The organism is Herbaspirillum sp. Her4 (assembly GCF_057961335.1).
In genome coordinates this window covers 2,265,831-2,285,923 of record NZ_CM176330.1, presented here as the reverse complement: position 1 = coordinate 2,285,923, position 20,093 = coordinate 2,265,831, and the positions used below count along the sequence as shown (strand labels likewise).

At 63.8% G+C, this 20,093-nt stretch carries 15 protein-coding genes; 8 read left to right on the top strand and 7 right to left on the bottom strand.

The window, feature by feature from the left end; genetic code table 11:
- Position 1: 1 nt before the first annotated feature.
- Genes ACWFUC_RS10370 through ACWFUC_RS10350 form a run of 5 tightly spaced genes read left to right on the top strand, consistent with a single transcriptional unit; the run spans position 2 to position 4,588 of the window.
- Positions 2 to 994: a substrate-binding domain-containing protein gene (locus ACWFUC_RS10370; RefSeq protein ID WP_134221559.1), complete on the top strand. Its 993-nt coding sequence runs from the start codon at positions 2 to 4 to the stop codon at positions 992 to 994.
- Positions 991 to 1,770, top strand: a complete 780-nt coding sequence (locus tag ACWFUC_RS10365; RefSeq protein ID WP_489624839.1) for a GolD/DthD family dehydrogenase — start codon at positions 991 to 993, stop codon at positions 1,768 to 1,770. The genes ACWFUC_RS10370 and ACWFUC_RS10365 overlap by 4 nt, the downstream gene beginning before the upstream one ends.
- Positions 1,771 to 1,814: 44 nt before the next feature.
- Entirely contained in the window at positions 1,815 to 2,828 is a 1,014-nt protein-coding gene (locus ACWFUC_RS10360; protein WP_489624838.1) for a dihydroxyacetone kinase subunit DhaK, read from the top strand.
- Complete coding sequence (gene dhaL, locus ACWFUC_RS10355; RefSeq protein WP_311434342.1) at positions 2,825 to 3,475, top strand: dihydroxyacetone kinase subunit DhaL; 651 nt, start codon at positions 2,825 to 2,827, stop codon at positions 3,473 to 3,475. Before ACWFUC_RS10360 ends, dhaL begins: the two co-directional genes overlap by 4 nt.
- A gap of 24 nt (positions 3,476 to 3,499) precedes the next feature.
- A complete protein-coding gene (locus tag ACWFUC_RS10350) occupies positions 3,500 to 4,588 on the top strand; it encodes an alcohol dehydrogenase catalytic domain-containing protein (protein ID WP_134221556.1) in 1,089 nt (362 codons plus the stop codon).
- On the opposite strand, the gene ACWFUC_RS10345 is transcribed toward ACWFUC_RS10350, so the two are convergent.
- The 6 genes from ACWFUC_RS10345 to ACWFUC_RS10320 form a co-directional block, all read right to left on the bottom strand.
- A complete protein-coding gene (locus ACWFUC_RS10345) occupies positions 4,585 to 6,138 on the bottom strand; it encodes a methyl-accepting chemotaxis protein (RefSeq protein WP_489624837.1) in 1,554 nt (517 codons plus the stop codon). The genes ACWFUC_RS10350 and ACWFUC_RS10345 overlap by 4 nt on opposite strands.
- Positions 6,139 to 6,374: 236 nt before the next feature.
- On the bottom strand, positions 6,375 to 7,928 hold the full coding sequence (locus ACWFUC_RS10340) for a methyl-accepting chemotaxis protein (RefSeq protein WP_205703756.1): 1,554 nt from the start codon (positions 7,926 to 7,928) through the stop codon (positions 6,375 to 6,377).
- A gap of 228 nt (positions 7,929 to 8,156) precedes the next feature.
- Positions 8,157 to 9,194 (bottom strand): L-idonate 5-dehydrogenase, encoded by a 1,038-nt coding sequence (locus tag ACWFUC_RS10335; RefSeq protein ID WP_134221555.1) that lies wholly within the window; start codon positions 9,192 to 9,194, stop codon positions 8,157 to 8,159.
- Between the two features lie 27 nt (positions 9,195 to 9,221).
- Positions 9,222 to 10,016 (bottom strand): SDR family NAD(P)-dependent oxidoreductase, encoded by a 795-nt coding sequence (locus ACWFUC_RS10330; protein WP_343741715.1) that lies wholly within the window; start codon positions 10,014 to 10,016, stop codon positions 9,222 to 9,224.
- A gap of 71 nt (positions 10,017 to 10,087) precedes the next feature.
- Entirely contained in the window at positions 10,088 to 11,641 is a 1,554-nt protein-coding gene (gene gntK, locus ACWFUC_RS10325; RefSeq protein ID WP_489624836.1) for a gluconokinase, read from the bottom strand.
- 60 nt (positions 11,642 to 11,701) lie between these two features.
- Positions 11,702 to 13,054, bottom strand: a complete 1,353-nt coding sequence (locus tag ACWFUC_RS10320) for a GntP family permease (RefSeq protein WP_489624835.1) — start codon at positions 13,052 to 13,054, stop codon at positions 11,702 to 11,704.
- 448 nt (positions 13,055 to 13,502) lie between these two features.
- Between ACWFUC_RS10320 and gntR the strand changes: the two genes are divergently transcribed.
- From gntR to ACWFUC_RS10305, 3 genes are all read left to right on the top strand, one after another.
- Positions 13,503 to 14,561, top strand: a complete 1,059-nt coding sequence (gene gntR / locus ACWFUC_RS10315; RefSeq protein WP_121044251.1) for an HTH-type transcriptional regulator GntR — start codon at positions 13,503 to 13,505, stop codon at positions 14,559 to 14,561.
- Positions 14,562 to 14,809: 248 nt separating this feature from the next.
- Positions 14,810 to 16,576 (top strand): gamma-glutamyltransferase, encoded by a 1,767-nt coding sequence (ggt, locus tag ACWFUC_RS10310; RefSeq protein ID WP_343724017.1) that lies wholly within the window; start codon positions 14,810 to 14,812, stop codon positions 16,574 to 16,576.
- 684 nt (positions 16,577 to 17,260) lie between these two features.
- The gene (locus ACWFUC_RS10305) at positions 17,261 to 18,658 is read left to right on the top strand and encodes a hypothetical protein (RefSeq protein WP_489637593.1); all 1,398 of its coding nucleotides are present in this window, start codon (positions 17,261 to 17,263) and stop codon (positions 18,656 to 18,658) included.
- An 88-nt stretch (positions 18,659 to 18,746) separates the two neighbouring features.
- Here ACWFUC_RS10305 and ACWFUC_RS10300 read toward each other — a convergent pair whose 3' ends face one another.
- Positions 18,747 to 20,069, bottom strand: coding sequence for a hemolysin family protein (locus tag ACWFUC_RS10300; protein WP_489624833.1), 1,323 nt, complete (start codon positions 20,067 to 20,069; stop codon positions 18,747 to 18,749).
- Positions 20,070 to 20,093 lie beyond the last annotated feature (24 nt).

Below are 20,093 nucleotides of genomic sequence, written 5' to 3'. Positions count from 1 at the left end.
CATGATCAAGAAAACCCTCGCCAGCCTGCTGCTGATGGCCGTGGCCACCGGCGTCAGCGCCCAGAACAAGCCCCTGCGCATCGGCGCGGCCGTCTACGGTCTCAAGGGCGAATTCATGCAGATGTGGAGCAATCAGCTCAAAGCCCATCCGGCAGTACAGGATGGCAGCGTGCAGGTCACCGTCTTCGACGGCAACTACGACGCGCTCACCCAGAGCAACCAGTTCGACACGATGATCCTGCAAAAGTATGACGCCATCATCTTCGTGCCCATCGACCTCAAGGCCGGCGCGGCACCGGTGCAGAAGGCGGTCAAGGCCGGCATCCCGGTGATCGGCTCCAATACCCGGGTGCAGGGCGACGTGCTGACGTCCTACGTGGGCAACGATGACGTGGTGGCCGGCCGCCTCGAAGCGGAAGCGCTGATGAAGGCCATCGGCGGCAAGGGCAACATCGTCATGATCGAAGGGCCCATCGGGCAGTCCGCGCAGATCGAGCGTGCGCGTGGCAATGATGAAGTGCTGGCGCGCAACAAGGACGTCAAGGTGCTGGCTCGCAAGACCGGCAACTGGTCGCGTGCGGAATCGATGGCGCTGATGGAAAACTGGCTCACCGCCCATCCCGGCCAGATCAAGGGCGTGCTGGCGCAGAACGATGATGAGGCGCTGGGGGCACTGCAGGCCATCAAGGCCAAGGGCATCGATCCCAAGACCATCCCGGTGGTCGGCATCGATGGCATTGCCGATGCCATTGCCGCCGTCAAGCGAGGCGAGATGGTGACCCAGTTCCAGGATGCCCAGGCGCAGGCGCAAGGCGCGCTGGATGTGGCCTTGCGGGCCATCAAGGGGCCGTCCTACCAGCCGCGCTCGACGATCTGGACCGAGTACGGCGACAAGCTTCCCTGGAAGGGCGGCACCGAGAAATCCTATACCGTGCCCTGGACCACCATCACCCAGGAGAATGCCGATGCCTTCCTGAAAAAGGTCAAGAAATGAGCGCAGCCCTGTCTGCCGATGCGATGACGCGGCCGCATGATTTTTCCGGACGCGTGACCCTGGTCACGGGGGCTGCCGCCGGCATCGGGCTGGCCACCAGCCAGCTGCTGGCGCGCTGCGGTGCCCGGCTGGTGCTGGTGGACCGCAGCGATGCCGTGCTGCAGCTGGCCCGACAGCTCGGGCCGGACCACGCGCACCTGGGCCTGGTGCTCGACGTCTGCGATGAAGCCGCCATCGGCCGCGCCATCGCCCAGGTGGAGCAGCACTACGGACGCATTGACGTGCTGGTCAACAATGCCGGCGTGGCCTTGTTGCAGGAGGCCGAATCGGCCACCTGCGCCGACTGGGACCGCACCATGACCATCAATCTGAAGGCCCCCTTCCTGCTGGCGCAGGCGGTGTTTCCGCTGATGCAGCGCCAGCAGGGCGGACGCATCATCAACCTCGCCTCGCAGGCCAGCGTGGTAGCGCTGGAGCGGCATGCCGCCTACTGCGCCAGCAAGGCCGGACTGGTGGCGCTGACGCGCGTGCTGGCGCTGGAATGGGCGCGCCACGGCATCACCGCCAATGCCATTTCACCGACGGTGGTGGAAACCGAACTGGGCAAGCAGGCCTGGGCCGGCGCGGTGGGGGTGGCGATGCGGGCGCGCATCCCCGTGGGCCGCTTCGCCCAGCCCGACGAAGTGGCGCATCTGGTGGCCTATCTGGCCAGCCCGCAGGCGGCCATGATCACCGGCGAGAACATCCTCATCGATGGCGGCTACACCGTGACCTGACGCTTTGTTTTTGCAGTGGACCGACGTTTTCCAAGGACTGATTCATGACTCTCAATCGCATCGTCAACAACCCCGACCTGGTCGTCGAGGACATGCTGCGCGGCGTGCTGGCCGCGCATCCCGGGTTGTCCGTCCACCCGGACAATCCGCGCGTACTGCGCCATCGCAGCGCCGGCACGCCGGGCCGCGTGGGCATCGTCACCGGCGGCGGCTCCGGCCATGAGCCGGCCTTTCTCGGCTACGTCGGCCAGGGCCTGGTCGATGCCGTGGCCGTGGGTGAAGTGTTTTCCTCACCCACCGCAAAATCCTTCATGGACGCCTTCCAGCTCGCCCATGGCGGCCAGGGCATCGCCTGCCTGTATGGCAACTACGCCGGCGACAACATGAACGTCAAGATGGCCATCAAACTGGCCGAACGCGCCGACATCCAGGTGCGTACCGTGGTGGCCAATGACGACGCTGCCTCGGCACCGCCCGACCAGCCCGGCAAGCGGCGCGGCGTAGCCGGTGAAATCCTGATGTGGAAAGCCGGAGGTGCGGTGGCCGCGCAAGGCGGCACGCTGGATGAAGTGATACAGGCTGCGCAAAAAGCCATCGACAACACGCGCTCCATCGGCATCGGCCTGTCGGCCTGCACCATCCCGGCGGTGGGCAAGGCCAACTTCACGATCAAGCATGGCGAGATGGAAGTCGGTATCGGCCATCACGGCGAGCCGGGTGTATCGGTGCAGGCCGTGGTTCCAGCGCGCGACATGGCGCGCCTGATGCTGGACAAGCTGCTGCCCGATCTGCCCTTCGCGCGTGGCGACAAGGTCGCCGTGCTGCTCTCGGGCCTGGGGGCCACACCACTCATGGAGCAATACATCCTCTATGCCGATGTCGCCGATGGCCTGCGCGAAGCCGGTCTGCAGGTAGCGCACAGCTTCGTGGGCAATCTCTTCACTTCGCTGGAAATGATGGGGGTGACGCTGACCCTGATGCGCCTGGATGCGCAGCTGGACCAATGCCTGGCCGCCCCCTGCGACAGTATCGGCCTGCGCCAGGGAGGCCAGCCATGAACTCCGGATTCGACATGCGCCAGGCTGCCTGGGTGGTACAGGATCTGGTGTCGACCATCAACCAGCACCGCGATTGGCTGAGCGAAGTCGATGGCGCGATCGGGGATGGCGACCACGGCATCAACATGAGCAAGGGTTTCAGCCTGTGCGGTGAACGTCTCAAACAAGCGCCCGAAACCTCGCTGGCGGCGGCCCTCGATACGCTTTCGATCACGCTGATGGAAGGCATCGGCGGTTCCATGGGTCCGCTCTACGGCAGCTTCTTCATGGCCATGAGCACGGTGCTGGAAGGCCAGCCCACACTGGACCGCCAGCTGTTCCTGAAGGCCCTGGACGAGGGCATTGCCGCCGTGCAGGCCATCGGCGAAGCCAAGGTCGGCGACAAGACCCTGATGGACAGCCTGATCCCGGCACGCGACGCCTTCCGCCTCGCACTGGGCCGCGACCTGCCCTTCGCCGCCTGCCTGCAGGCCATGCAGCACGCTGCCGACACCGGCCGCGATTCGACCCGCGCCCTGCAGGCCCGCATCGGCCGCGCCAGCCGGCTGGGGGAGCGTTCCATCGGCGTGCTCGATGCCGGTGCCTGTTCCTGCGCGCTGATCCTCGGCAGCCTGGCCAAATCGCTGCAGGCCGGCCTGCCCCACTAACCGCAAAGCAAAGGACATCCCATCATGCATTTCCATGACGACGACATGCTGGCCGTGGTCTGCCACGCACCACGCGACTATCGCCTGCAACGGGTCAAGCGGCCGGCGGCCGGTCCCAATGAGGTCATCATCAAGATCGCCTCGTGCGGCATCTGTGCCGGTGACTGCAAGTGCTTCGCCGGTGCCGCGCGCTTCTGGGGCGACGAGGTCAAGAACAAGCCCTCCTATGTCAAGCCACCGGTGATTCCCGGCCATGAATTCTGGGGCCATGTGGTGGAGATGGGACCGGGCGCAGCCGAGCACCACGGCGTGGCCATGGGCGACCGGGTGATCGCCGAACAGATCGTGCCTTGCGGCAAGTGCCGCTACTGCAAGACCGGCTATCGCTGGATGTGCGAGGTGCATGATGTCTACGGCTTCCAGCGCCAGGTGGCCGAGGGCGGCATGGCTGACTACATGCGGCTGTCGGCACGGGCGGTGATCCACAAGATTCCCGAGCACATCTCATTCGAAGATGCCGCCGTGACCGAACCGCTGTCCTGCGCCATCCATGCCGTCAACCGCGGCGACATCCAGCTCGATGACGTGGTGGTGATTGCCGGTGCGGGCACGCTGGGCTTGCTGATGGTCCAGGTAGCACACCTCAAGACACCGAAGAAACTGATCGTCATCGACCTCTCCGACCAGCGCCTGCAACTGGCACGTGAATACGGGGCCGATATCGTCATCAATCCGGGCCGCGAGGATGCGCTGAAGATCGTGCGCGAAGCCACCGGCCAATATGGCTGTGATGTCTACATCGAGACCACCGGCGCGCCCGCCGGCGTGACGCAAGGACTGGACATGATCCGCAAGCTGGGCCGCTTCGTGGAGTTCAGCGTCTTTGGCCGTGACACTACCGTGGACTGGTCCATCATCGGTGAAGAAAAGGAACTGGACTTGCGCGGCGCGCACCTCAGCGGAGACTGCTATCCCATCGCCATCGACCTGCTGGCGCGCGGCCTGGTGACCTCACGCGGCATCGTGACGCACAACTATGCCCTTTCTGAATGGGAAGCCGCCATCAAGATGGCCGACTCGATGGATTCGATCAAGGTACTGCTCAAGCCCTAAGCCAGGCTGGCCTGCATGCCGCGCACCAGCTGGCACTGGAAGAAACCGACCGAGGAACGCAAGGTCGTGGCACGGCGATTGAGTTCCTCGGAGGTCGCTGCCAGTTCTTCGGAACTGATCGAGTTCTGCTGAACAATCTGCGCCAGCTGGCTGGCCGCGGCGCTGATCTGGCTGACGGCGGCCGATTGCTGCTCCGACGACTGCACGATTTCCTGCACCAGCGCCGAGGTGCGGGCGATGGTCGGCACCATGTCGCCGAGCTGCCGTTCGACCCGGCTGGCCAGGACCGTGTGATCACGTGCGACCTGGTCGATCTCTTCCGCGGCCGCCTGGCTGCGTTCGGCCAGACGCCGCACCTCACCCGCCACCACGGCAAACCCGGCACCATGCTGCCCGGCATGGGCGGCTTCAATGGTGGCATTGAGCGCCAGCAGATTGGTCTGATAGGCGATGTCATCGATGATGGCGATCTTGCCGGCAATCACCTGGATCGCCGCGACCATCTCACCCACCGTATCCGCGCACTGATGCGCCTCCACGGCAGCGGCCGAGGCGATCTGGTCGGTCAGGCGGGCATTGTCCGCCGTGGTGAGGATGGCGGCATGGATCTGGCTCAGGGCCGTGCTGGTCTGCGCCACGCCGCTGGCCTGCTCGGTGGCCGCCGTGGCCAGCAATTGGGCCGTGGCGCTGACTTCGGCAGCGGTCTCGGCCATGCCCTCGGCGTTGCCGCGCACCTCGGCCACTACCCGCCCCAGGCGCTCGACCATCTTGCGGATGGCGTGCATCATGCTGTCGGCACAGCCGGGCTTGAGCCGGATCTGCTGCAACAGATCGCCGTCGGAAAGCCGCTGCATGACCGTGACCACCTCGCCCGGCTCGCCTCCCATCTGGTGCAGCAAGGTGCGCGTGAGCAGCCAGCCCGCAGCGATCAACGCCAGCAATACAGCGCCCGCCACGACAGCCACCGACTCCAGCGCATGGCTGATGATCTCGCGCGCACTCAATGCGCTGGCCTCACCCAGTGCGACGTTGTAGGAACGATGGCGCGCAAAGCTGGCTTGCACGCTGTCGATGGCGGCACGAAATTCCAGGCCGAGCGCAGTATGGCTGTCATGGACCAGGCTCCTTCCGCTCTCCACCAGCAAGCGGTTGCGGACCTCCTCAAAACCCGCAATGCGGGCATACACTTCGGCCAGCATGGCGCCATCGGTCTCATCGGAGATGTAGGCATCGCCATAGGTCTTGAGATGCCCGTTCATGCGCGCGCGCAGCTGGTCCATCTCCTGCACCAGGCGGGCACGGTCCGCCGGATCGAGGTTGATGAGGTAGAAGTAGACGCGCTCGCGCATGGCGTTGAAGGCGGCCTGGGCATCGTCCAGCGTGGTCACGCTCGGCACCGTATTGACCTGTGCGTAACTGGCCGCCTCATAGACATTGCCGATCTGGCGCAAGCTGACGATGGCGGTCGCCACCAGCCTCATCGACGCCAGCAGGATCAGCACGAACAAGCGCTGACCGACGGTCAGCAAACGAAACCCGGGCCTGGACATGATTCCTCTCCCCAGAGGCAAGGCTGTGGCTGCGTTGTTGGCGCGCTCCCCTCGCTGCTGCGCGCTGCAGAGCTGTCGACGAAATTATCGTCGGCGACCTGCCTTGTCAATCGGGGCCGCGCTGTCCTCTCATGCGCTGCAAAAGAAAACACCGTCCGGCAACGCTGCGCGACGGCATCCTCACGAGCTCTCACCAGCCCTCACGAAAATCTCCCGTCAGGACAACGGCACCTGGCCTATGCCAGCCGGGGCTGCATGCCGCGCGCCAGCTGGCACTGGAAGAAACTCACCGTGGTCTGCAACAGCACGGCGCGCCGGTTGAGTTCTTCCGAGGTCACGGCCAGTTCCTCCGAACTGAGCGAGTTCTGCTGAATCACCTGGGCCAGTTGGCTGGCCGCCTGGCTGATCTGGCTGACCGCCGCCGACTGGCTCTCCGAGGAGTGGACGATTTCCTGCACCAGCGCCGAGGTGCGCGCAATGGTCGGCACCATGTCGTTGAGCTGGCGCTCGGCGGCGCAGGCCAGGGCGACGTTGCTGCGCGCGACCTCGTCGATCTCCTGCGCGGCCGACTGGCTGCGCTCGGCAAGCCGGCGCACTTCGGCGGCCACCACCGCGAAGCCGGAGCCATGCTCACCGGCATGCGCTGCTTCAATGGTGGCGTTCAACGCCAGCAGGTTGGTCTGGTAGGCGATGTCGTCGATAACGACAATCTTGCCGGCGATCTGCTGGATGGCATCCACCATCTGCTTGACGGTATCGGCGCAGGCGCGCGCCTCGACGGCAGCGGCCGCAGCGATCTGGTCGGTCAGCCGGGCATTCTGCGAGGTGCTGAGGATGGAGGCGTGGATCTGCTCCAGCGCCGCACTGGTCTGCTCGACGCCGGAGGCCTGCTCGGTGGAGGCGCGCGACAAGGATTGCGCGGTGGCACTGACCTCCTCGGCGGTGCTGACCAGCCCCTCGGCATTGCCACGGACCTCGCTCACCACCAGGCAGAGACGCTCCATCATCTTCTGGATGGCGTGCATCATGCTGTCACGGTAGCGTGCCTTCACGCTGATCTGCTGCACCAGGTCGCCATCGGACAAGCGCTGCATCACCGTCACCACATCCCCCGGTTCGCCGCCCATCTGGCGCAACAGCGTCCGCGTGAGCAGCCAGCCGGACCCCAGCAGAACCAGCATGATCCCGCCCGCCAGCAGGCTGACCGTCTGCAGCGCATCGCTGATCATTTCGCGCGCACTGAGTGCACTGGCGTCACCCAGCGCAATGTTGTAGGAACGGTGACGGCCGAAGGTCACCTGCACGGCATCAATGCTGGCACGAAACTCCAGGACCGCCTGCGGCACGCTGTCCTCGATGCGGTCCTCATCGGAGGCCTTCAACAGCCGCCGCACCACCTCGTCGAAGGCGACGATGCGCGCCTGGTCATCGGCCAGCATGAGGCCGTCGGTCTCGTCGGTGATGTAAGCCTCGGCGTAGGTCTTGAGATACCGGTTCAGGCGTGCGCGCTGTGTCTCGATCTCCTTCAGCAGACGCGCGCGGTCAAGCGGATCGGGATTGACCAGGTATTGGTAGATGCGCCCCTGGATGGCATTGAAGGCCGCCTGCGCATCATCGAGCGTTGTGACGCTGGGCACGGTATTGACCGTCGCGTAATTGGCCGCATGGTAAACGTTTTCGATCTGACGCAAACTGACGGCCGCCGTGGCGACCAGCCCCAGCAAGGCCAGCAGGATCAGCACCGACAGGCGCTGACCGACGGTCAGCGTACGAAGCCCAGGCCTGGACATGGTTTCCTCCCCCCAGAGGTAATACGGTGGCTGCATGAAAAGGTGCCCGCCCCTCAGCGCGGCCCCCCTGCAGATTTGACGACGCAATTATAGCGGGCGGCAATGCCTGTCCTACGCTGTTGGACAAACGTTTGCGCGGCGGGCAAAAAAATGCCGCCCGGCAATGAAGCGGGCGGCATCAGTGGGGAAGGCGCTTGGGCGGGGCCATCGGGACCGCCCGCATCATGCTCAGTCGAAACTGATCTGCACCTTCATCATCTTGGAACGGTCACCGGCGATCTCGAAGGCTTCCACCGCCTGGGCGATGGGATAGGTCGCCGTGATCAAGGGCTTCACGTCCACCAGCTTGCGGTTCATCAGCTCGACCGCCATGGCGAACTCTTCATGGAAGCGGAACGCGCCGCGCCAGTCCAGCTCCTTGCCCACCAGCAGATTGGCCGGGAACTGGATGTCGCCCCCCAGGCCGACCTGCACGATGACGGCTTGCGGACGCAGCGCTTCCAGCGCCCCCACTAGCGCCCGTTCATTGCCGCTGGCTTCGAAGAGCACATCGAAGGTCCCCTTGTCGATGGCATAGGCCTTCAACGCATCGGGCGTCTCGGCCATGTTGATGGCACGGTCCGCGCCCACCTGCAGGGCCGCTTGCAGCGGCATGCTGGCGACATCGGTGACCACCACTTCCAATGCACCGGCGCGGCGCGCGGCCACCACCACCAGCGCGCCGATCGGACCACAGCCAGTCACCAGCACGCGCTTGCCCACCAGCGGACCGGCGCGGCGCACCGCATGCAACGCCACCGACAACGGCTCGGCCATGGCCGCCTCGCCATCCGTGACATGATCGGCCACGATGTGGGCCTGCGAACGTTCGATGATGATTTCCTGACGGAACGCACCCTGCACGTGCGGGGTGCGCATGGCACTGCCGTAGAAACGCATGTCCAGGCAATGGTTCTGCTTGCCTTCCTGGCAGTACTTGCACACGCCGCAGGGGCGGCTGGGCGAGATGGCGATGCGGGTACCGGGTGCGATGTCGGTGATGGCCGAACCCACTTCGGCGATCTGGCCCGAGACTTCATGGCCCAGCACCATCGGTTCCTTGATGCGCACCACGCCGAAACCGCCGTGGTGATAGTAGTGCAGGTCCGAACCGCAGATGCCGCCGGCCTTGACCTTGACCTTCAGTTGCTGCGGTTGCAGCGGGGCGGACTCCAGCGACTGAATGCGCAGGTCGTGCGGTGCATGGATGACGAGGCCTTGTTGCATGTGTATCTCCGAAATGAGCTAAATGATTTACAAGGTAGCGGTCACGCCGCCGTCCACGTAGAGGATGTGGCCATTGACGAAACGTGACGCGTCGCTGGCCAGAAACACGGCAGCACCGACCAGGTCTTCCACATCGCCCCAGCGGCGCGACGGGGTGCGGCCCACCAGCCAGTCGGTGAACTTGGCATCGTTGACCAGGGCCATGTTCATCTCGGTCTTGAAGTAGCCGGGACCCAGGCCGTTGACCTGCAGGCCGTACTTGCCCCAGTCGATGGCCATGCCCTTGGTGAACATCTTCACCGCCCCCTTGGTGGCGGTATAGGGCGCGATATTGGGACGGCCCAGCTCGCTCTGCACCGAACAGATGTTGATGATCTTGCCGGCACCGCGCGGGATCATGTGGCGTGCCACGGCCTGGGCCGCATAGAAGACACTGTTCAGGTTGGTATTGACGAGATCGTGCCAGTCCGATTCCTTGAACTCTTCCAGCGGATTGCGGCGCTGGATGCCGGCGTTGTTGACCAGGATGCCGATGGCACCGATCTCGCTTTCGATCTTCTGCACCGCCGCCTTGACCTCGTCATGGACGGTGGCATCGAAGCTGGCTTCATGGATGGTGTGGCCCTCGGCACGCAATTGCGCCGCGACGGTGGCGAGCTTGCCGGCATCGCGTCCGTTGAGCACGATGGCAGCGCCCGCCTGGGCCATGCCGCGCGCCAGCGCCAGGCCGATGCCACCGGAAGAACCGGTGATCAGGGCCAGCTTGCCTTCGAGGGAAAAGCCCTGCAAACCTGCGGGCAACGGGGTGGTCTTGATGGTCATGTGGTCTCTTTCTTCTTGTCGGAAATTTCGCTGTCAAACCCTGCCCTGCCCGTGATGGCGCAAAACAGGACTCAGTGCTGCTTTCCGGTCTCGCGCTGGAAGGCGGCGATGGCGTGATACTCCGCCTCCAGTTTGGCCGGAATGGCGGCAAAGATGGGTTGCAGGCGGCCATAGACGGCGACCGCCTCGGCCTCGGGGGCGTGATGATTGGTGGAGCCGACCATGCCCGAGATCACCGACAGCGACGGCAGCAGGCGCAGCGCCCACGCGCCCAGCACGGCCGCGCCCAGGCAGGATGACTCCACGCTCTCCGGCACCACCACTTCACGGTTGAAGATGTCGGCCATCATCTGTCGCCACAGGGCCGAGCGGGCGAAGCCGCCGGTGGCCATCATGCGCTTGGTGGGGCCGACCAGTTCTTCCAGCGCCGGGAGAATGCTGTAGAGATTGAAGATCACCCCTTCCAGCGCGGCGCGGATCATGTGGTGCTTGCCGTGATGCAGGGCCAGGCCGAAGAAGGAGCCGCGCAGGTCGGCATTCCACAGCGGGGCGCGCTCGCCGGCCATGAAGGGATGGAACAGCAGCCCTTCTGCACCGGGCCGCACCTTCTCGGCGATGCGCGTCAGTGCCTCGTAGGGATCGACGCCTTCCTCACGCGCCGCAGCCGCTTCGGCGGTGGCCAGCTCATCGCGCACCCAGCGGAAGATGTTGCCGCCGTTGTTGACGGGGCCGCCGACCACCCAGTGTTTTTCGGTCAGTGCATAACAGAACAGACGGCCATGCGGATCCGTCAGCGGCTCATCGATCACGGTGCGCATGGCACCGGAGGTACCGATGGTCACCGCCACGTGGCCGATCTCGATGGCATTCACGCCCAGGTTGGAGAGCACGCCGTCATTGGCACCGATGATGAAGGGCGTCTCCACCGACAACCCCAGGCGCTGCGCCATCTCCGGCGACAGGGCCGGCAGGCGGTGCGTGGTCGGGACCGGGGTAGGCAATTGGTCGGGACGTACGCCCAGCAATTCCAGTGCGCCCTGGTCCCAGGCCAGCTCGCGCAGGTTGAACATGCCGGTGGCCGAGGCAATGGAGTGATCCACCACCCACTGGCCGAAGAGCTGGTACAGCAGGTATTCCTTGATGCCGACGAAGCGCGCGGCCTGATGGAAGACCTCCGGCTTTTCATGGCGCATCCACATCAGCTTGCACAGCGGCGACATCGGGTGGATGGGTGTGCCGGTACGGCGATAGATGGCATTGCCGTCGTGCTCGTGCTTGATGCGTTCGGCCCAGACCGAGGCGCGGATATCGCCCCAGGTGATGCTGTTGGAGAGCAGGCGATTGTCGGCATCCAGGGCGATGACACTGTGCATGGCGGCGCTGAAGGACAGCAGCGCAATTTCCTGCGGCGCAGCCTTGGCGGCCTTGACAGCACCGGCGATGGAAGCCAGCGCGGCCGCGACGATCTGCTCCGGGTCCTGTTCCGCCATGCCCGGTTCGGTACAGAGGACCGGGTATTCCTCTGCATGCTGGGCGACCACCTTCCCATCGAGCGTGAAGACCACGGTCTTGGTGCTGGTGGTGCCGATATCGACGCCGAGCATGTAGGGTGCGGAAGAGGACATATGCAGTTTCCTTAACAAACAAAGCAAGACGCCCGGACCAGCCGGGCGTTGCGATCAGTCTTAGACGACCAGGTTGAGCAACATGATGAAGATGATAGCAACAACCGAGATCAGCGTTTCCATCACCGTCCAGGTCTTGAAGGTTTCACCGACGCTCATGTTGAAGTATTCCTTGACCAGCCAGAAGCCCGCATCGTTGACGTGCGACAGGATCAGCGAACCGGCACCGGTGGCCAGCACCAGCAGTTCCTTGTTGGTGCCGGGGATCAGCGCCACCAGCGGCGCGACGATGCCGGCACCGGTGATGGTGGCGACGGTGGCCGAACCGGTGGCCACACGGATCACGCCAGCCACGAACCAGGCCAGCAGCAGCGGCGAGATCTGCGCATGCACGGCCAGCTGGCCAATGGCAGTGCCCACGCCGGAGTTCACCAGCATCTGCTTGAAACCGCCGCCGGCACCGATGATGAGCACGATGGCCGCGGTCGGGGCCAGGCTCTGGTCCACGAATTTCAGCACTTGCTGGCGGGTGAAGCCACGGGCGATGCCGAAGGTCCAGATCGCCAGCAGCAGTGCGGCCAGCAGGGCCACGATGGGGTTGCCGATGAAGTCCATCAGGTCGCGCACGGCGTGGCCTTCCGGCAGGGTGACGTCGACGAAGGTCTTGAGCAGCATCAGGAACACCGGCAGCAGCACCGTCACCAGCGTGGTGGTGAAGCCCGGCAGGTTGCTGGTCTGCGGCTCGCGTGCCAGTTGCGCCATCAGTTCCTCGGAGGGCTTGATGTCGACGTAGCGCGAGATGAAGGCACCGAACAGGGGGCCGGCGATGATGACGGTCGGCAGGCCCACCAGCAGACCATAGAAGATGGTCTTGCCGATGTCGGCACCGAAGATGCCGATGGCCAGCAGCGGGCCCGGATGCGGCGGCACCAAGCCGTGCATCACCGACAGGCTGGCCAGCATGGGCATGCCGATCTTGAACAGCGGCACGCCGGAGCGGCGCGCCACGATGAACACCAGCGGGATCAGCAGCACGAAGCCGATCTCGAAGAACAGCGGAATGCCGACCAGGAAGGCGCCCATCATCATGGCCCAGTGCACGCGCTCGCGGCCGAAGGCGCGCACCAGCGTCTGGGAAATCTGGTCAGCGCCGCCGGACTCGGCCATCAGCTTGCCCAGCATGGTCCCCAGGCCCAGCACGATGCCGACGAAACCGAGCACGCCGCCGAAGCCGTCCTGGAAGGACTTGACGATCTTGGGCAGCGGCATGCCGGAGATCAAGCCGAGGAAGCCCGATGTGATGGTCAGGGCGATGAAGGGATGGATGCGCAGGCGCGTGATCATGAGGATCAGCGCAAGGATCGCAATGACTGCATTGAACAGCAAGGTGGCGTCGTGGCTCATGCCCAGCATGGGATCTCCGATTGCCGATAGCCGATGGCGCACGATCCCTGGTTCAGCGCAGTAGCGCGGCCCCGCGCATGGCGCCAGGGCGAGCGTCTCCTGCGGCCTCTCCTGGAGAAGGCACGGGCATCTGCACTATCTGCGTAGTGTTTTATTGAGGAACCCACGAGGGCTGCACTGAGTTCCGTTCCTGAGTGTGGTATGCCGCCGCCAGCTCCGCCGCCGTGTGCCCGGAGGTTCAGATGTTAGCGTTAACATGGGGCGCGATGATAACGCTAACATTTTGTACGGGTCAAACACTTGTTGTGTTGCGGTGCGTCAGAAGCGGGACTTGAGCGGGCGCCGGTGCGATATAAATTGTTTTGCGGAAATACCCGAAAGGACTTCCCGCATGCCAAGAGGGCCCCGCAAGCAGGTATCATGTCGCCACCCTGAATGACCGCCCTCCTCCGCATCCATGACCCAGCGCGCAGCACCCAAGTCCAAGCCCAAGTCCCCACCCGCCGTGCGTGGTAGCCGTGCCACCGGGCGCGTCACCATCATCGACGTGGCGGCCGAGGCCGGGGTGAGCCCGATGACGGTGTCCCGTGCGCTGAAAAATCCCGGCCTGGTGCAGGAACAGTCGCGCCAGCGCATCCTGGAAGCCATCGATCGGCTGGGCTATGTGCCCAACCAGGCGGCCTCGACGCTGGCCTCGGCGCGCTCGCAGGTGATCGCGGTGCTGGTGCCGTCGCTGACCAATGCGGTTTTCATCGAGACGCTTTCCGGCATTCGTGACTATCTGGCCGGCGCCGGTTACCAGTTCCTGATCGGCGAGACCGGTTACGTGCGCGCCAAGGAAGAGCAGCTCATCGCCACCTACCTGGCCCATGCGCCGGCCGGTTTCCTCCTCTCCAGCAGCGAGCAGCACGACATCCTGCAGGCGCGTCCCGGCAGCCGGGATATCCCGGCGGTGCGCATGTTCGACCTGGGGCGCAGCCAGCATGATTTCTCGGTGGGCTTCTCGCAGACACGTGCCGGGCATGCGGTGGCCCGGCATCTGGTCGAACGCGGCTACCGGCGCCCGGCTTTCCTGGCGGCCCAGCTCGACCCGCGCATGATGAAGCGCCGCGAGGGCTTCCGCAAAGGTTTGCTGGAAGCGGGCATCAAGCCGGAGATCGAAGTCTTGCTGCCCGAGCCGACCACCGTCGACATGGGCGCGCAACTGCTGCGGCGAGTGCTGGAACAGCATCCGGAATGCGATTCCGTGTTCTGCTGCAATGATGACCTGGCCTTGGGCGCGCTGTTCGAATGCCAGCGCCAGGGCATCAGCGTGCCGCGCGAGATGGCCATTGCCGGTTTCAACGATCTGTCCTGGGCGGCTTGCGCCACCCCCTCCATCACCACCGTAGTCACGCCGCGCTACGACATCGGCTACAAGTCGGCCGAGATGCTGGTGCGCCAGCTCAAGGGCGAAGACATTCCCAAGGGCCGGCTGGACCTGGGCTTCGAGTTGGCGCTGCGCGAGAGTACCTGAGGCCAAGCGTCTTCACGCGCGCGCCTGCATCCCCCACATCCGTGGACGAATCGGCGCCAATAATCCATCCATCGGCGGCTCCCGGCTCTGGACAGAAAATTGCCATTCTCTACAATCTCCCGGTGTCGTTCTCCTCTGCAAGAATGCAGCAGCACAAAAGTAGGCTGATGCAGGGATGCAGCAGCGCGGACGGCATTTCTATAAATAATATGCAGATAACCAAGTCCAGATCACCAGGAGCAACCCTCATGCAGACATTCACCGGTCTTTGCAAACCCGCCGCCATGGCGCTGCTGCCGCTGTGCGGCGCGCTGGCCTTCCTGCCGGCCTCGGCCCAGACGGCAGCGCCAGCGCCATCGGCCCCGGTCGTCAAGTACGACCTGACCTATGACATCATCAGCCCGGTCCACAGCCAGCACGGCATGGTGGCCACCGAGCAGGAGCTGGCCACCAAGGTCGGCGTGGATATCCTCAAGAAGGGCGGCAATGCCGTCGACGCCGGCGTGGCCGTGGGCTTTGCCCTGGCCGTGGTGCTGCCCAATGCGGGCAACATCGGCGGTGGCGGTTTCATGATGATCCACGATGCCAAGACCGGCAAGAACGTGGCGCTGGACTTCCGCGAGATGGCCCCGCAGCGCGCCACCCGCAACATGTACCTGGACGACAAGGGCAACGTGGTGCCCGGCCGTTCGCTCTACACCCACCTGGCCGTGGGCGTGCCCGGCACCGTCGCGGGCCTGTCGCATGCGCTCTCCAAGTACGGCACCATGAAGCTGTCGCAGGTGATCCAGCCGGCCATCGAACTGGCCGAAAAGGGTTACCCGGTCAGCCGCAGCCTGGCGCTGATCCTCTCGGCCGAGCGCGAACACCTGGGCCAGTGGGATTCCTCCAAGGCGATCTTCTTCAAGGAAGGCCGTCCGCTCAAGGAAGGGGAAATGCTGGTCCAGAAGGACCTGGCCAAGTCGCTGCGCCTGATCGCCAAGGAAGGTCCGAAGGCCTTCTATGACGGTGCCATCGCCAAGAAGATCGTGGCCGAGATGGACAAGCACGGCGGCCTCATCACCGCAGAGGACCTGAAGAACTACAAGGTCGTCGAACGCGTGCCGGTCTCCGGCAACTATCGCGGTTACCAGGTCATGTCGATGCCGCCGCCGAGCTCGGGCGGTGTGCACATCATCCAGATGATGAACATCCTCGAACGCTATCCCCTGAAGCAATACGGTGCCGACAGCGCACAGACCATCCACCTGATGGCCGAAACCATGAAGCTGGCCTATGCCGACCGCTCCGAATACCTGGGCGATCCGGATTTCACCAAGGTCCCGGTCAAGGGCCTGACTTCGCGCGCCTATGCCGACGAGCTGGCCAAGAAGATCAACCCGGACCGCGCCACGCCCTCCACCGAGATCAAACCGGGCCAGCCGCAGCCGTATGAAAGCGACCAGACCACCCATTACTCGGTGGCCGACAAGGACGGCAACCTGGTGGCGACCACCTACACGCTGAACCTGAACTTCGGCAGCGGCATCGTCGCCACCGGCACCGGCATCACCTTGAACAACGAGATGGATGACTTCGCCGCCAAGCCGGGCGTGCCCAATGCGTTCGGGCTCATCGGTGGCGACGCCAACGCGGTCGGCCCCTACAAGCGTCCGCTGTCGTCGATGTCGCCGACCTTCGTGCTCAAGGATGGCAAGCCCTTCCTGGTCACCGGCAGCCCGGGGGGCAGCCGCATCATCACTACCACCCTGCAGACCATCCTCAACGTGATCGACCACGACATGAACGTGGCCGAAGCCACCATCACGCCGCGTATCCACCACCAGTGGGCACCGGACCAGCTGCGCGTGGAAAAGGGCTTGTCCGCCGATACGCTCAAGATCCTGCAGGACAAGGGCCAGAAGATCAGCGTGCAGCCTTCCATGGGCCGTACCCAGACCATCCAGATCCGTCCGGATGGCTTTGACGGCTTCTCGGATCCGCGCAATCCGGATGGACGTACGCTGGGATTCTGAGGCATCGGCAATTGACGCAGTGATGCGCTGATGTGATTCCGCATCACGCGTTTTGTCCGGCACGGAACCGGACCGGACAGTCCCGGTCCGCACCATGGCTCCCGATGATTCGGGAGCCATTTTTTATCAGGGAGCGCGTTTCACTTCCCGCACAATGGCTGCCATTTTTCAAGGAACGTTCATTTCCTGAAACGGCGATCTGAACCGGCCTACCCGCTATCAAAACTTATTTTCACTCCGGCACAATAAAATTGTTCGAACTCCGATCAGTTTTCTTTGCCGCACTTTACTTACCCCAAAAAAATCTCCACTCGATTCCGCCAGACCCTATCTGGCGCGGCTTTCCGGGTAGTTCAGATCATCGCCCTGCAGGCTTTCTGAATTTATTCGATCAAACTCAAGAAAATTTTCGAGACATTCTTCGAAATCTGAAGAGCCGTATTTCGTTAAATTTTTGTATTTCGGTTTTATTCCCTTGATCCCCTTATCAGGACAAAACGACGCCATCACTATGGCAGGCGTTTGTCACTGAGCACGATTTTTCATTCGCTCACGTTCACCCGTACCGCGCACCGGAAGGTGTCTTGCCGGCAGGCACCACCCCTGCCCTGCCAGCGGCTTGGCGTGAGCGATGAAAGCGTGCGTGACCCGATTTCGATTCGTCACTTTCTAGGGAGTACCACCATGACCGTTACCGTTCTCAAGCTGTCCGACGCCGACGCCTATCTCAAGAACATTTCCATCAGGAGCATCAAGGACGTCCGCGCGCTGGACGTGGACCTGATGCTGGTGCTGGTCAACGGAGATCGCATCATCATCAGCAGCGGCGCGGTCAGCGCCATGAGCGCCCCGGAGTCCTCGCTGCAGTTCGCCGATGGCCAGCTGCCGCTGGCCAGCGTGTTCCAGCAGATCGACAAGATCGATGTCTCGCCGGAAGCCAACCTCACCGTCAGTTCCAAGGAAATCACGCGCTACAACCAGAACAACGCCAGGAACAAGAAGGCCCGCAAGAACGACGAGGAAGACAGCGACAAGCCGGTGGTGGTCGAAGACGGCGAGCGCGATCCCAGCGCCGCTGCAGAGACCAGCGGCAGCAGCGGCAACACCGAGCGACCCAACTTTTCGCCCACCAGATCGCCTGACAACCAGAGCCAGATCGCCGATGCCGAAATCAACTCGCAGCATGAAAAGAACTGGGGCGTGCAATGGCCCATCGCAGCCGGCGCGCTGGCGCTGCTGGCAGCGGCCGGGGGCGGTGGTGGCGGCGGCGGCAGCGGGGGCGGCAATGGCGGTAGCGCTGCTAACGGTGGCAGCGGCGGCGCAGGCAGTGGCGCAGGCGCTGCAGCCGCCGGCAGTGCAGGTGCAGGCACGGTCGACCCGTCCGCCGCAGTCATCCGGGGCAACGCCGCGCTGGGTGCCATCAAGAACGCGAACGTCACGGCCTATGACGCAGCCGGCAATGCCATCAGCGATACCGTGGCCGTGGTCGACGGCAAGTACACGCTGACGCTCAAGCATCCGCTCTACAAGGGCCCGATGATGCTGGTGGTGCGCGACAACACCCCCGGCGGAGCCGACAACTACATCGACGAAGGCAGCCTGCAGCTGACCGACCTGGGCCCCACACCGCTGCGTGCACTGGTCATGGCCAGCGGCGTCAACCAGAACGTCAACGTCACCGCACTGACCGAACTGGCCGTGCTCAAGGCCGGTCTGGACCAGGGCGTCACGCGCGCGGCCGAGCAGCCTGACGTCACGGCCGAACGCATCATCGCCGCCAACAATGCGGTCAGCGGCTTCTTCAAGGTCGATATTCTCGGGACGGACGTGGTCACCACTTCCGCCACCCATGCGAACGGACGCGGCATCCCCAAAGCGCAGCCACGACCACCAGCCTGCTCAAACGCGAAATCGGCGCGCTGGTGGAGGACTACCAGCGCGCCGATGCCAATGGCAAAGCCTTCCTCGTTTATACGGCGAGCTTTCTGGTGGAGGGCACGGAGAAACAGGATCCCCGGTCCCCATCAAAAAAATAGGCAGTCGATGACTGCTCGCCATCGCCTGCCTTTACGGTGTTGCTGAAGAACGCTCAACCAGCGGATCACACTGCACCCGGCTGCCTCACCCGATCACCCAGCCACAGGCGCAAGCAAAGAGGCGCTGGCTCTCCTTATTCGCGCACGTCCCCACCCTTCGGATACACCTTCACCAGCACGATCTTCGGTCCCGACATGCGCTTGATGACCACATCAAAGGCCGCGAACTCGATCTTCTGGCCTTCCTTGGGCAGGTCGCCCAGCTTCTCCATCACCAGGCCGCCGACCGAGTCGATGCTGTCGTCATACTCGATGTCGATGCCCAGCATGTGCTCCAGCGTCACGATGGGCAGGCTGCCCTTGCCCAGCAAGGTACCGTCATCCTGACGGCTCCACTCGCCGGTGTTGTGGCGGAATTCGTCGCGGATCTCGCCCACCAGGAAACTCAGCATGTTGTCCAGCGTGATGAAACCCTGCGGCGGCTGGCCCTTCTTGCCGATGATGGCAAAGTGCGGCATGCCGGTGCGGAAGCGGCGCAGCAGGTCCAGTGCCGGCAAGGCCGGCGAAATGAACTGCACCGGACGCAGATATTCCTTCAGGTTGCCGATGGCGCGCCCATCCTGCTGCGCCAGGAACACATCCTTCAGGTGCACCAGGCCCAGCACCTGCTGGCGCTCGGCATCGAAATAGGGATAACGCGAATAGCGGTTGCGATAGATGATGTCCAGGTTCTCTTCCAGACTCTTGTCATCGCCCAGGGACACGATCTCGCTGGCCGGACGCATGATGTCGGCCACGTCCAGTTCGGCAAAGTTCAGGCTCTGCGCGAGCACGTTCCACTCGTCGCGGGTGAACTTGCCACTCTTGCCGCTCTTGCTGCCGGCGCGCAGGATCAGCTTGAGTTCGTCCGAGGAATAATGGGCATCGTGCCCGTGGCCCGCACCCAGTCCGGCCACGCGCAGCAGCCAGTTGGAGCTGGCATTGAGCACCCAGATCAGCGGATACATGCCCCAGTAGAAACCGTACAGCGGCACGGCACACCACAAGCCCAGTTTCTCCGGGCTGCGGATGGCCATCGACTTGGGGGCCAGTTCACCGGCCACGATGTGCAGGAAGGAAATGACGAAGAAGGCGAACACGAACGAGACGCCGTGAATCAGCTCCTGATTGGTCACGCCGACCAGCGAAAAGAGCGGTTCCAGCAAGCGTGCGAAGGCGGGTTCACCGATCCAGCCCAGGCCCAGCGAGGCCAGGGTGATCCCCAATTGGCAGGCGGAGAGATAGGCATCCAGCTGATTGTGGACCACGGCCAGAATGCGGCCGCGCATGCCTTGTGTTTTTGCGATGGCCCGGATGCGCGTTTGACGCAACTTGACCAGACTGAATTCTGCTGCAACGAAAAAACCGTTCAACGCAACCAGGAAGAAGGCCGCGACGATCAGTAATATGTTTTCCAACTAGGGTTCCTATCGGGGTTGTCT

Bases quoted from the DNA above. Each gene is read 5' to 3' on its own strand.
- ACWFUC_RS10370 (WP_134221559.1), top strand. From the start codon at position 2: ATGATCAAGAAAACCCTCGCCAGCCTGCTGCTGATGGCCGTGGCCACC.
- ACWFUC_RS10365 (WP_489624839.1), top strand. From the start codon at position 991: ATGAGCGCAGCCCTGTCTGCCGATGCGATGACGCGGCCGCATGATTTT.
- ACWFUC_RS10360 (WP_489624838.1), top strand. From the start codon at position 1,815: ATGACTCTCAATCGCATCGTCAACAACCCCGACCTGGTCGTCGAGGAC.
- dhaL (WP_311434342.1), top strand. From the start codon at position 2,825: ATGAACTCCGGATTCGACATGCGCCAGGCTGCCTGGGTGGTACAGGAT.
- ACWFUC_RS10350 (WP_134221556.1), top strand. From the start codon at position 3,500: ATGCATTTCCATGACGACGACATGCTGGCCGTGGTCTGCCACGCACCA.
- ACWFUC_RS10345 (WP_489624837.1), bottom strand. From the start codon at position 6,138: ATGTCCAGGCCCGGGTTTCGTTTGCTGACCGTCGGTCAGCGCTTGTTC.
- ACWFUC_RS10340 (WP_205703756.1), bottom strand. From the start codon at position 7,928: ATGTCCAGGCCTGGGCTTCGTACGCTGACCGTCGGTCAGCGCCTGTCG.
- ACWFUC_RS10335 (WP_134221555.1), bottom strand. From the start codon at position 9,194: ATGCAACAAGGCCTCGTCATCCATGCACCGCACGACCTGCGCATTCAG.
- ACWFUC_RS10330 (WP_343741715.1), bottom strand. From the start codon at position 10,016: ATGACCATCAAGACCACCCCGTTGCCCGCAGGTTTGCAGGGCTTTTCC.
- gntK (WP_489624836.1), bottom strand. From the start codon at position 11,641: ATGTCCTCTTCCGCACCCTACATGCTCGGCGTCGATATCGGCACCACC.
- ACWFUC_RS10320 (WP_489624835.1), bottom strand. From the start codon at position 13,054: ATGCTGGGCATGAGCCACGACGCCACCTTGCTGTTCAATGCAGTCATT.
- gntR (WP_121044251.1), top strand. From the start codon at position 13,503: ATGACCCAGCGCGCAGCACCCAAGTCCAAGCCCAAGTCCCCACCCGCC.
- ggt (WP_343724017.1), top strand. From the start codon at position 14,810: ATGCAGACATTCACCGGTCTTTGCAAACCCGCCGCCATGGCGCTGCTG.
- ACWFUC_RS10305 (WP_489637593.1), top strand. From the start codon at position 17,261: ATGACCGTTACCGTTCTCAAGCTGTCCGACGCCGACGCCTATCTCAAG.